Genomic DNA, 12305 nt, shown 5'->3' with positions numbered 1-12305 from the left:
GAGCGTCAGAGTTCCCGTGCGACGCGGAACCCCAGGAAATCACCTCTTACATTTTTCTCGCGGCTGTTACGGTTTCCCGATCGGGAGAATACCGGCGCTTCGCCCCAGTCGTTGCCACGGATGTGGGCGTCGTTGCAGTCACCACCGGTCAACCAGGCGCTGCCATCGGCAGGTGCCCCTTCGTAGTTGGGGTGCCAGCAGTCGGCAACCCACTCGTAGACGTTGCCGTGCATGTCGTACATGCCGAACGCGTTGGGCGGGTAGCTGCCTACCGGTGCGCTATAGGTATAGCCATCCTTGGGGCCGTAGGTGTTGGCATGTTTGCTGATCTGGTATTCGCCCTCGTCATCGAACGGGAAGGGGAATGATCCGGTGCTGCCGGCGCGAGCGGCATACTCACGTTCGGACTCGCTGACCATGCGGTACTTCTGTCCGGTTTTTTTCGACAACCATTCGGTGTAGGCCTGGACCTCGAAGTAGTCGATGCACACCGCCGGCTGGCGCGGCCCCTGTTTGTAGCTGGGCTTGCTGGCCTTGCACAGGCGGCCCGGGCGCGTATCACCGTCCTTGATCACTACGCCGGTTTCGCGGATGTAGGCGTCCAGTTCGGCGGCGGTGACATGGAAGCGGCTCATGGCGAAGGGCTTGGCGAACGTCACGGTGTGCTGCGGGCCCTCGTCGCCTTCACGGCCGATCTCGTCTTCCGGCGTGCCCATCAGGTAGCTGCCGGCGGGCAGCACCACCATTTCCGGGCAATTCTTGCAGTCCTTGAACACCTTGCCCGGGGCTGGAGCGGTTGCCGCGTGTGCAGTCAGGGGCGCCAGGTTGGCGAGCAGGGTCGCCAGGCACAGCATCAGCAGCGCTCGCAACGAACGGGGCTGGCGGGTAGGGAGCGGGGCACTGTTCATGTGTCGTCTCTATAGGGGAAGGGAAGTGGCGGGTTACAGGGTCTTTTCGAGCACGGTCATGAAGCGATCAATCTCGCCTTCATTGTTCAGCAGCCCGGGAGCGCTGCGCACCACCGGGCCGGCGTCGCGATTCACGGCATCGACCACGACGCGGTTGTGCATCAGGTAGGCGGCGACCTTGTCGCTGTCCTGGCCCTTGACCCTGAAAAACGTAAACCCGGCTGACAGCTCAGGGCTGCGGGGCGTGACCAGCTCGATGGACGAGTGGGCCTGCAGGCGGCTTTTGAGGTAGTCATTGAGTTCATGGATGCGGGCCTGGACTTGAGCCTTGCCCAGCTGCAAATGCAATTTGAAGGCTTCATCCAGGGCCCAGCGGTGTTCGAAAGCGTGATAACCGCCGGGTGTCATGGTGGTGGCGAAATCCGTGTCCTGGGAAAAGGTCGGCTCGGTGGGGGTGACGTCCTTGAGCTCCTCGGACCGGGCACAAATAATCCCCGTGCCTCGGGGGCCAAACATCCATTTATGGGTGCCGGCGATAAAAAAGTCGCAGTGCATGTCCGGGAACGCCAGGTCTTCGACACCAAATCCGTGCACGCCGTCGACTACGTAGAGGATGCGATCCTTTTCATCGCGATCGCGGTTGTGCTCATCCACCAGTTTGCCGATCTCGCCGATGGGCAGCTTCACGCCGCTGCCCGACTGCACCCAGGTCATGCCCAGCACGCGGGTGTTGGGGCGAATGCCCTTGGCAATCGAGCCAAGCACTTCATCCGCCGACACCTGGTGGGCGTCATCGAAGAGTTTGATCTTGCGCACCTGGGTGCCCTGTTTCTCGACACGGAACTGCAGGCTGTTGCGGGTCGAATAGTGTTCATGAACGGTGGTCAGAATCTCCTGGTCAGGCCGTACATGAATACCGCCATAAATCATCGCCAGGCCTTCGGTGGTGCTGCCGGTGAGTGCGATCTGCCCGGGCTTGGCTTGCAGATAGCGCCCGGCCCAGTCCCGCACCTGGGCTTCACATTTCCAGGTGTGCTGCAGGTCCCAGTCCATGGCCAGCGCGGGGTTGCGGTCCAGCTCGGCCCGGTGGCGTTCAATGGCCTCGCGCACGGGTTTGGGATGGGACGTGATCAGGAAGTTGGAGAAGTGCAGGTAGTCCGGGTCCTGGGTAAACAGTTGGCGCAGCTGCGCCCATTTATCGGGATTGACGACGGGCACGGGTGCTGTGCCAGCCCGGGCCTCGAGGGCTGCGCCCAGGGGCAGGCTGGCAGCCAGAATGCCTGCATGTTTGAGAAAGGTGCGGCGATCAGTCATGGCGGCAGTTCACTTGGCAGAAAGGGAGGCGACGGGTTTGGCTGCTTGTTGGACCTGGTCCCAGACCCGCAGGAAGTTGCCGCCCCACAGTTTGGCGATGTCCGCTTCCGAGTAGCCTCGCTGCAACAGTTCAGCGGTGACGTTACGAATTTCGCTGACGTTGTCCCAGCCCTGCACGCCGCCACCGTCGTTGAAGTCCGAAGCAATACCGACGTGATCAATACCGATCTTGCGCACGGTGTAGTCGATGGCATCTCCCAGGTCCTTGAGGGTTGCCTTCGGCTCCTCATCGAGGATCGCGTACAGGCTGCTGGCGTACTGGCCGAATTTCTGCTCGGGCCAGGCGGCGATTATCGGGTCGCCGGGCATCAGCGCGACATGCAGGTTAGGCAGGGGAGGCAGGTCGAACCGTGCGCGCAGGGCATTGAGTTTGTCCTGGGTCTTTTGCGTCAGTGGGCGTAGGTAGGTGCCGAACCCGACCACCTGCACGACGCCGCCGCTTTGCTTGATCAGCTGCATTTCCTTGTCGCTGAGGTTGCGTGGAATATCCACGGCCGCCCGAGGAGCGGAGTGGGAGGCAACCATCGGCGTGCGGCTCAGTTGTGCAACCTGCTCCAGGGCCTTGGTCGACATCTGCGACACATCAATGATCACCCCCAGATCGTTGAGGCGCTGCACGGCCTGCTTGCCGATATCCGACAGGCCATCGAGCGCGTCCGGTGAGTCATTGAAGAAGGGCAGCGGGCGGGATGAGTCGGACCAGCTGTTGTTGCCGACATAGCTGAACCCGAACATGCGCATGCCACGGGCCGTCCACAGGTTCAGTTGGTCGAGGTCATCGCCCAGGGGATAGGCATTGAGCATGCTGATGAAGATTGCGAACTTGCCTTCACCGTGCAGGCGCCGGAAATCGTCCGGGGTGTAGGCGATGCCCACCTGGTTGGGAAAGTCGCGAACCATGCCCGTGATGATTTTGTAGCGCACTTCCTGTTGGTTGCGGGCCTCATCGACGAACCCGGCAGTGGGCTTATGGGGGGCGTTGTTGCCGTTCCACATTTCGGGCCAGCCAAATATGGTCAGTGCAGCGCCCGACAGGCGTCCACGATTGGCTTTGGCCAGGTCGAATTGCCGCGGGCCGTCCTTGTCAGCCTCGTTGCCCTCGGTGCCGAACGTCAAGGGCACGGTGATATGGCTGTCGAAGGAAATGATGCGGTCCTGCAACTCCGTCGCCTGCTTCATCACCTTGACGGGATAGCCGGAGGAGTAGCTCCAGACAAGCCAGGCCGCGCCGGCGGCCACGGCTACCAGCAGCGGGAGGCCGATATACAGGGCTTTTTTCGAACGAGGTTTAATCATCGCCATCTCAGTCAGGTCTACCGTCGAAATGCAGGCGCAGGGGCCTTTGCTATCTGGGAAGAACGAGCCGCGGGCGAAAAAATTTAGCCGCAGGGGCGCGGCTTAAATTTTCTCGCGCCATGAACGTTCTAGCTTGGATAAAGCCTGCTTCAGGGCTGACACAGGTAGGGCAATGACGATTTCTCGACGATGGTTCATGGCGGGTCTGGCGCTGACCGGAGCAGCCGTTCCGGCAGCGTTCTATGGGCGTCGCGAGCTATTGCGCCAGGCGCATCCCGAAACCCCGGGAGAGGCGACGGTCGAGTTGGCGGACACCGCCGGCCAGCATTTGGCCAATAGCCTGCGCGGGGTTTGGGACATTCAGTTTATCGGCGCCGATGGTGGCCTGGAGGGTTTGCCGGTCGAGGGGCTGGAACTGTTTCTCGACATTGCCCCGCGCGGGCGTGGCCTGGTAGGCGTCCTCGACACCGCCGAGGCGTTGCGCAGTGATGCCGAGCCGCGTTACCAGGTGGTCGGCGACCTGGCCCCGGGCAACGCGGCCCAACTGTATTGGCGAGTGGGGCGCAGCGATGCGGCCGATGGCGCACCTGGCTACGAATTCAAGGCGAGCCTGGACGAAGTATGGGCGGCCTATGGCAACGCCGGGCCCGGCACCCTCAGCGGATCTGTACAGCGATTGGATCGCGCCCTGGCGCTGCCCGAGCTGGACCTGCGCTTTGTGGCTGTCAAACGCCGCTTTCCCGAGGCCCGTGAGCGGATCGGACTGAACGATACCTTGCTCGCCTGGCTGATCGCTCCACAGCATCGGCTGTTCCACCAGTTGTGGCACGCCTCGCGGGACAAATGGCACAAGTTGCCGGAGGACAAGCGCGGTGCCCTGCGCGGTATCGGCTGGCAGCCGGGCCCCAGGGACCAGGAGCGTGGCGCACGCGGGCCGGACAAGGACCGAAACGGCTCCGGGATCGACTTTTTTTTCATGCACCGGCACATGCTTGCCACGGCGCGTTCGATGCAGGCACTGCCCTCCTGGCGCCACTTTCCTTTGCCACAGCCTGAGCTGTTGCGCGATCGACTGGGGTTTGCCCACTATTTCGATAACCATGACGGGTTTGCGTTACCGCCAACCTGGCTGGCGGAAGGGGACGACACCTATAGCCAGTGGGTCAGTGACATCAAGTCCGCCGAGACCTACCACAGCAACTTTCAGGTCTGGGAATCTCAGTGCCGGGACCCCCGTTATTTGTCGAAACTGACCCTTGGCCAGTTCGGCTCCGAAATCGAGCTGGGCCTGCATGATTGGTTGCACATGCGCTGGGCCTCGGTGCCGCGTGACCCGTCCAACAACGCGCCGGTACCCTTTGCCAGGGGGCAGGCCGATTTCTCGCCGCGCTGGTATATCGCCGAAAACGACTTTCTGGGGGATCCTTTTTCTTCCCATGTGAATCCGGTGTTCTGGCATTTTCACGGGTGGATCGACGATCGGCTGGAAGATTGGTTTCGCGCTCACGAGCGCTTTCATCCCGGTGAACTGACGCGCATGGAGGTCAATGGCGTGCCCTGGTTTGCGCCGGGGCGCTGGGTCGAAGCGGGTGACCCTTGGCTCGGCCCCACCACGCACGGGTGCAGCACGACACCCGGGCTGCAGGTGGGTACCTCGGTAGAAATGGATCCGGAGACCATGAAGCTGGCGCTGCGCATCATTTTCGAGGCGGATGAGAGTATGAAGGACCTGTTCCGTCGAGTGCCGCAACGCCCATGGTATGCACGGCACCTGTCCCTCGGACGTTCCTTCTGGGACTGATCGGTTAGCCCTGCGGCAGGCATGGCTTCACTGTGCCTGCCAGCCTCCCCCCAGAGCCTTGTACAGCGCGATACTCGCCTGCATGCGCGCCAGTCGTAATTGCACGTTCAGGTCCTGCGCTGCATACAGTGTGCGTTGAGTCTCCAGCACCGTCAGCAAATCCTCGGCACCTGCTTCATAGCGACTCTGGGCAATCTCAAAAGCCCTCTGCGCCTGGTCCAGCTCTTCACGCTGCCACTGCCGCTGCTCGTCGAGGCCGTGGATGCTGTTGAGGGCTTTTTCAACGTCGGCAAACCCGTTGATGATCGCGCCCCGGTAGAGTTGCAGGAGCTCATCCTGGCGGGCCAGGGTTTTGTCGCGCTCGGCCCCCAGGCGCCCGTTGTCGAAGATGGGCGCGGTGAGCCCGGCGGTGAGGTTGTAGAACGGGCTTCGCAGAATGTCTGACGCGGTGCTGGCGCCCGAGCCGATGCTGGCACCCAACAGGACGGTGGGCAACATGGCCGCACGGGCCACGACCACGTCGGCCTGGGCTGCGGCAAGTCGGGCCTCGGCGCTGGCAATGTCAGGGCGGCGGCTGAGCAGTTCACTGGGAATCCCGGCGGCGATGCCCGGCCAGTTGATGTGTTCGAAGCGTTGTTGCCCCAGGTCGAGCTGTTGCACCGGTACACCGAGCAGGGCCGCCAGGGTGATTACCGCCTCCTGCGCCTGTTGCTGCACCTGCGGCAATTGCCTTTGCTGTGCCGCCACCAGGCTCTTTTGCTGGGCCAGCTCCAGGGCGGTGGCCGAACCTGCGGTGTAGCGTGCCTGGACCAGGTCAAGCACGTTGCGCGCGTTGGCCAGGTTCAGCGCGGCGATACGGTTTTGCTCCTGGAGTGCCAACGCTTGCGTGTAGCTGTTGGCCACGCCGCTGAGCAGGGTCAGTTCTACGGTGGCTTGATCGAATTCGCTGGCACGCACCCCAAGTGTTGCGCTGTCACGCGCGGCGCGGCGGCCACCCCAGAAATCGACTTCGTAGCTGGCGGTGAGGCTCGCGTCAAAGCTGTCCACGGCCTTGTTGTCATCGTCGACATCCAGTTGGCTGTAGCCCTTGCCGCGCAGCAGTTTCTGGCGGCTGGCATTGACGCCGCCCACCACGGAGGGCAGCAGCGGTGCACCGGCGATCACGGCACTGGCTTGCGCCTGATGTACCCGGGCGATCGCGGCAGCCAGGTCGTAACTGCCAAGCTGGGCTTGGCTCACCAGCCGGTCGAGGGCCGGGCTGCCGAAGGTGCTCCACCATTTTCGGGTGTCCTGGCGTGGGGTGTCGGGGTTGGGTGACTGCCAGGCGGCGGGCGCATGCACACCACTGTCTACGGGAGGAGCCAGGTTGCTGCAGGCCGCCAGCATCAGGCTGACGGCGAGGAGGGACAATTGCGCTTTCATGGGGCGATCATTCACTGGTAAGGGCCGTGACCGGGTCAAGGCGAGCGGCTTTGCGGGCTGGCATAAAGCCGAAAACGACACCCGTCACCAACGCGCAGGCGAACGCGCCGAGGCCTGCCGGGAAGGAAAAAGCAACGGCGATATCGCTGAGGGTCAACACACCACCGATGAGCAAGGCCAAGACAATTCCGGTCACGCCGCCTACCAGTGAAAGCATCACGGCTTCAGTCAGGAACTGACGCAGGATGTCCCGCTGGCGGGCGCCGGTGGCCATGCGGATGCCGATTTCCCGGGTGCGTTCCCGTACGGTCATCAGCATGATGTTCATCACGCCGATGCCACCCACCAGCAGTGAGATGGCGGCAATCGCACCCAGCATCAGCGACAGGGTGTTCTGGGTGCGGGCTTCGGCCTGAATCATCGCAGCGTTGTTGGTCAGTTCGTAATCGCGCTTGCCGCCATGCAGGTGCAGCATCAATTGGTCGATGGCGTGTTCAGCGTCTTTGACATTGCGCGCATCGGCGGCGGCGATCGCCACGTATTCGGGATTGCGGCTGCCGAACAGTCGGATGCTGGCGGCGGAATAGGGCACGGCAATCCGGTCGTCGCTGTCCTGGTCGCCAGAGCTTGCGCCCTTGCCGGCCAGTACGCCGACCACCTGGAAGGGCACGTTTTCAATCAGGATGTACTGGCCGATGGGGTCGGCAACGTCTTTGAGCAGGGTGTCCCGGACCTTCTTGCCGATCACCGCCACGGCCGAGGCTGCTTGTTCATCCGCTTCGGTAAAGTAGCTGCCTTCGACCACCGGCCAGTTGAAAATAGTCGGGAAGTTGGTGTCGTTGCCACCCACGTAGGCGGCGTGGTCAAGGTTGCCGAAACGTACCGTCGCCCGCGCGCCGTTGACGGGCATGATGCGTTGCACCTGCGGCAAGTCGGCAAGGGCAGCCACGTCATCCAGGGTGATGATGCCAGGCGGTGAGCGTGGGTTCGGCGTGTGGCCGCTGAGGTAAATAATGTTGGAGCCGAAGGCGCCCATCTGTGCCATGACTTGGCGCTTGCTGCCTTCACCCACGGCCAGCATCACCACCACTGAGGCCACGCCGATAACGATCCCCAGCAACGTCAGCGCCGTGCGAAACCGGTTGATCCACATCACCCGCCAGGCTGCGCGGACCGCGTCCACCAGTTCACCTTTCCAGGCGCCGGTGTGCTCGCTGCCCAGGGCCAGGCGCTGGCGCAGGTCCACCGCCTGAAGGGCGCCTGTGGGGGCATCGGCAGCGGTGGCGTGTCGGGCGGTATCGCTGATGATCTGGCCGTCGCGGATTTCAATGATGCGCTTGGCGCGGGCGGCGACTTCCCGGTCGTGAGTAATGAGAATGACCACGTGCCCCTGGCCTGCCAGCTCATCCAGCAGGGCCATGACCTCCGCGCCGCTTTGGCTGTCCAGGGCGCCGGTGGGCTCGTCGGCGAGGATGATGTGCCCGCCGTTCATCAAGGCCCGTGCAATGGACACCCGTTGCTGTTGGCCGCCGGACAATTGATGGGGGCGGTTGCCGGTGCGGCTGGCCAGGCCCAGGCGGTCCAGCAGTGCAGCGGCACGGGCGTGACGCTCGGCTGCCGGCAGGCCGGCGTAGATGGCTGGCATCTCGACGTTTTCCTGGGCCGAGCCCGACGGGATCAGGTGATAGCCCTGGAATACAAAACCGAACGCTTCCCTACGCAACCAGGCCAGCTCATCGCTGTCGAGTTGGGCGACGTTTTCGCCGGCGAACAGGTAGTCACCCTGACTGGGTCGGTCCAGGCAGCCAAGGATATTCATCAGGGTCGATTTGCCGGAGCCCGAGGTGCCGACAATCGCGACAAACTCGCCCGCATGAATCGACAGGTCAATGCCTCGCAGCACGTCGACCTTGGGGCTGTCGTCACCGCCGTAGGACTTGCGAATATCGCGCAGTTCGATCAGAGGCGTTTGCATTCAGCCGTCCTTGCCGTCGGATGTACCGGTCAGCAGGTGATCGCCCTCGTTCAAGCCCTCCAGTACCTGAATGTGGCGCCGGTCGCTGATACCGGTGCGCACTTCGAGGCGTTTGATCGTGCCATTGGCCGCCACCACCTGGGCGATGTGCCGGTCTGGAGTGGGGCCGCTGCGCAGTGCTGCGATGGGCGCCGTGAGGGTGTTGTGGGCTGCACTGGCGACAAAAAATACCTGGGTGGTCATTTCGGCCATCAGCGCATGGTCGGTGTTTTCGACATCCAGCAACACCGTATAGAGCACCACCCGGCCGCTGCCGCTTTTGCTTGAACTGGCAGGGCTGCCGCCGCCCTGGCTGGTTTCGTTGAGAGGCTTTGGCGGGATCGGCAGGATCTGCCGCACCGTGCTGGTCCAGCGCCGTGCTCCACCACTCAAGGTGGTGAAGTAGGCGCTCATGCCGGGTTTGACGTGGCCGATATCGGCCTCCGACACCTCGGCCCAGACGGTCATGGGCGAAAGCTTGGCGATACGCATGATGAGCGGCGTCTGCTGCTGAGCGTTGAGGGTCTGGCCAACGCGAGCATCCACGGCCACCACTGTGCCCGACATCGGTGCGTAGATGCGGGTATAGCCCAGTTCGGCTTCGTCGCTGCGCAGGCTGGCCTGAGCCTGGCGGATCTGTGCCTGGAACATGTCAACACGCGCCTGGGTGGCGCTCAGTTCAGCCTTGGCGGTCTGGACGTCTTCCTCGCGCGTGGCGTTACTCGTCACCAGCCGTTGCTGGCGCTGATACTTCTGTCGCGCCAGTTCGTGCTGGGCCCGTTGCTCCTGCAACTGGGCCTGCAGGTTTTCAATTGCATAGCGACTCGCGTCCAGCTTGGCTTTTTGCGTGGACGGGTCGATCTCCACCAGCAGTTGGCCTTCCTTGACCTCGTCACCCGCCTCGACGTGGATCTTCTGGATCTGTCCGGACGCCTGGGCACCCACGTCTACATAGCGCCGGGGCTGAAGGGTGCCTAGCGCAGTCACACTGCTTTCGATATCACCCCGGGTCACGGTGACGGTCGTCAGGCGGTCCCGGCCCGGTGGCAGGACCTGCCAGGCAGCGACAGCAATAACAGGAATCAGGCACGCGACCACAAGCAGGGCGCGTCGGGCAGGTCGAGGGCGTTTCATGCTTAGGTTCCAGCCAGGAAAGATCGGGCCGCAGGTGCGGGAAGCTGTCAGGTAAACGAGAGAATTGGCCGAAGATTTAGGCCGTTACATATGTGGTTACAGCTCTTGTCGAAGAAAAAATGGCCTGTCGATGCAAGTCTTCTTTAAAACTAGATGAGAATTACTATAAATTACACACGCCTCAAACTGCCATCATCGAGCAGCGTCACCGAAACGGCGGTTATCTTCGATTTCAAGGACCTAATGCCGCTCTCCAAGCGGTTGGGAGTCATGTTGGAAAACTACTATCGCGAGCTGGTGTGTTTCCTTAATGCCAGGCTGGGCAACCGTCAGGTGGCCGAAGATGTGGTGCATGACGCTTATGTGCGGGTGCTGGGGCGCGCCAGTGAGGTCCCGATCGAGCAGCCCCGGGCGTTTCTTTATCGCACGGCGCTGAACCTGGTGATTGACGGTCATCGGCGCAACGCCCTGCACCAGGATGAACCCCTGGAAGTACTCGACAGCGAAGAGCGTTTTTCGCTGTCCTCGCCCCACCACAGCCTGGATCACGGCCAGCGCCTGGAGATGCTCGATCGCGCCCTGGCCGAACTGCCGCCGCTCTGCCGTGACAGCTTCCTGCTGCGCAAGCTCGAAGGCATGTCTCACCTGCAAATCGCCGAACGCCTGGGTATTTCCCGCGCGCTGGTGGAAAAACATATCGTCAATGCCATGAAGCATTGCCGGGCACGTATGCGTGAGTGGGATGCGCACTGATTCCAGCGGTAGCTAAATTTTTTTTCATTGTCCTCGTCTTCTATCAACACATGACCTGTTGCTGTGCCTTCAGGTCGCTGAGGCTTTCCCGCCCCCAACGCCACGGGGCTTATCCAGAGGACACTGGAATGACACAGGCAATTGCATCGCCCGCGGTTCACGACCTGATCGGTATCGGTTTCGGCCCTTCGAACCTGGCGCTGGCCATTGCCTTGCAAGAGCGCGAGAAAGCCCAGGGCAAGCTGGACGTGCTGTTTCTCGACAAGCAGGCCGACTACCGTTGGCACGGCAACACCCTGGTGGCCCAGAGTGAGTTGCAGATTTCTTTCCTCAAGGACCTGGTGACCCTGCGCAACCCCACCAGTCCGTATTCTTTCGTCAATTACCTGAAAGCCCACGGGCGCCTGGTAGATTTCATCAACCTGGGCACCTTCTATCCGTGCCGCATGGAGTACAACGACTACCTGCGCTGGGTCTCCGGGCAGTTCCAGGCGCAAAGCCGTTATGGCGAGGAAGTGCTGGCCATCGAGCCGATCCTGCATCAGCAGCAGGTTGAGGCGTTGCGGGTGATCTCACGGGATGCCCAGGGTGAGCAGCATGTGCGAACGACCCGTTCGGTGGTGGTCAGCGCCGGGGGTACGCCGCGTATTCCGTCGTCGTTCAAGGCGCTCAAGGACGACGGGCGGGTGTTCCATCACTCCCAGTACCTGGCGCGCATGGCCCTGCAGCCGTGTGTCGATGGCAAACCGATGCGCATCGCGATCATCGGTGGTGGCCAGAGCGCGGCCGAGGCGTTTATCGACCTCAACGACAGTTTCCCTTCGGTGCAGGTGGACATGATCCTGCGCGGTTCGGCGCTAAAACCTGCCGATGACAGCCCGTTCGTCAACGAAGTGTTCTCGCCGGAGTTCACCGACCTGGTGTTCCAGCAGAACGGCAGTGAGCGCGAGCGCTTGGTCAACGAGTACCACAACACCAACTATTCGGTGGTGGACCTGGACCTGATCGAGCGTATCTACGGGATCTTCTACCGCCAGAAAGTCTCCGGCATCGCCCGTCACGCGTTCCGTACCCTGACCACCGTGGAAAAAGCCACCGCCGGGCCGTTGGGCGTCGAGTTGGCATTGCGCAACAACGCCACCGGCGAGACCAGCCTCAACCATTACGACGCCGTGGTACTGGCCACCGGTTACGAGCGCCAGATGCACCGCCAGTTGCTGGCACCGTTGGCCGAATACATGGGCGACTTCGAAGTCAGCCGCGACTACCGCATCGTCACTGATGAGCGCTGCAAGGCCGGCATCTATATGCAGGGCTTCAGCCAGGCCAGCCATGGCTTGAGCGACACCTTGCTGTCGATCCTGCCGATCCGTGCCGACGAGATTGCCGCGTCGCTGTACGAATACGATCGCAGCCGCGGCAAGGGCCGTTCGGTGCAGGATCTCTTGTTCGCGACCGCTAGCTGAGGACTGACCGCTGCCCATTGTAGGAGCGAGCTTGCTCGCGAAGGTCGTCAACGATGACGATGGAAACCTGATACCCCGCAGCGCTCTCAGGTTTTTCGCGAGCAAGCTCGCTCCTACAGACGGCACTTGAACCCCGG

Annotated in this window: 9 protein-coding genes; 3 read left to right on the top strand and 6 right to left on the bottom strand. The window is 62.3% G+C overall.

Annotation, left to right across the window (positions count from 1 at the left end; translation table 11 throughout):
- Positions 1 to 5: 5 nt before the first annotated feature.
- The 3 genes from AU074_RS08145 to pvdM all read right to left on the bottom strand — a co-directional run bounded on the left by AU074_RS08145 (position 6) and on the right by pvdM (position 3578).
- Positions 6 to 854 carry a formylglycine-generating enzyme family protein gene (locus tag AU074_RS08145; protein WP_076014346.1) on the bottom strand — a complete coding sequence of 283 codons (849 nt, stop codon included), beginning with the start codon at positions 852 to 854 and terminating at the stop codon, positions 6 to 8.
- 87 nt (positions 855 to 941) lie between these two features.
- Positions 942 to 2222 carry an aminotransferase class V-fold PLP-dependent enzyme gene (locus tag AU074_RS08140; protein ID WP_076014285.1) on the bottom strand — a complete coding sequence of 427 codons (1281 nt, stop codon included), beginning with the start codon at positions 2220 to 2222 and terminating at the stop codon, positions 942 to 944.
- Positions 2223 to 2231: 9 nt separating this feature from the next.
- Complete coding sequence (pvdM, locus tag AU074_RS08135) at positions 2232 to 3578, bottom strand: pyoverdine-tailoring dipeptidase-like protein PvdM (protein ID WP_076014284.1); 1347 nt, start codon at positions 3576 to 3578, stop codon at positions 2232 to 2234.
- 172 nt (positions 3579 to 3750) lie between these two features.
- Here pvdM and AU074_RS08130 point away from each other — a divergent pair, with 172 nt between their 5' ends.
- Positions 3751 to 5379 carry a PvdJ/PvdD/PvdP-like protein gene (locus AU074_RS08130; protein WP_076014283.1) on the top strand — a complete coding sequence of 543 codons (1629 nt, stop codon included), beginning with the start codon at positions 3751 to 3753 and terminating at the stop codon, positions 5377 to 5379.
- A gap of 27 nt (positions 5380 to 5406) precedes the next feature.
- On the opposite strand, the gene AU074_RS08125 is transcribed toward AU074_RS08130, so the two are convergent.
- From AU074_RS08125 to AU074_RS08115, 3 genes are read right to left on the bottom strand one after another with little or no spacing between them, the layout of a single operon-like run.
- The gene (locus tag AU074_RS08125) at positions 5407 to 6801 is read right to left on the bottom strand and encodes an efflux transporter outer membrane subunit (RefSeq protein WP_076014282.1); all 1395 of its coding nucleotides are present in this window, start codon (positions 6799 to 6801) and stop codon (positions 5407 to 5409) included.
- A gap of 7 nt (positions 6802 to 6808) precedes the next feature.
- Entirely contained in the window at positions 6809 to 8776 is a 1968-nt protein-coding gene (locus AU074_RS08120) for a MacB family efflux pump subunit (RefSeq protein WP_076014281.1), read from the bottom strand.
- Positions 8777 to 9949, bottom strand: a complete 1173-nt coding sequence (locus AU074_RS08115; protein ID WP_076014280.1) for an efflux RND transporter periplasmic adaptor subunit — start codon at positions 9947 to 9949, stop codon at positions 8777 to 8779.
- 270 nt (positions 9950 to 10219) lie between these two features.
- Between AU074_RS08115 and AU074_RS08110 the strand changes: the two genes are divergently transcribed.
- Together AU074_RS08110 and AU074_RS08105 are read left to right on the top strand one after the other, a co-directional pair.
- The gene (locus AU074_RS08110; protein WP_076014279.1) at positions 10220 to 10702 is read left to right on the top strand and encodes a sigma-70 family RNA polymerase sigma factor; all 483 of its coding nucleotides are present in this window, start codon (positions 10220 to 10222) and stop codon (positions 10700 to 10702) included.
- Between the two features lie 128 nt (positions 10703 to 10830).
- The gene (locus AU074_RS08105; protein WP_076014278.1) at positions 10831 to 12168 is read left to right on the top strand and encodes a lysine N(6)-hydroxylase/L-ornithine N(5)-oxygenase family protein; all 1338 of its coding nucleotides are present in this window, start codon (positions 10831 to 10833) and stop codon (positions 12166 to 12168) included.
- Positions 12169 to 12305 lie beyond the last annotated feature (137 nt).

The organism is Pseudomonas sp. ATCC PTA-122608 (assembly GCF_001952855.1).
Taxonomy (GTDB): domain Bacteria; phylum Pseudomonadota; class Gammaproteobacteria; order Pseudomonadales; family Pseudomonadaceae; genus Aquipseudomonas.
The sequence above is the reverse complement of the archived record's forward strand: the minus strand, read 5'-3'. Positions and strand labels throughout refer to the sequence as shown.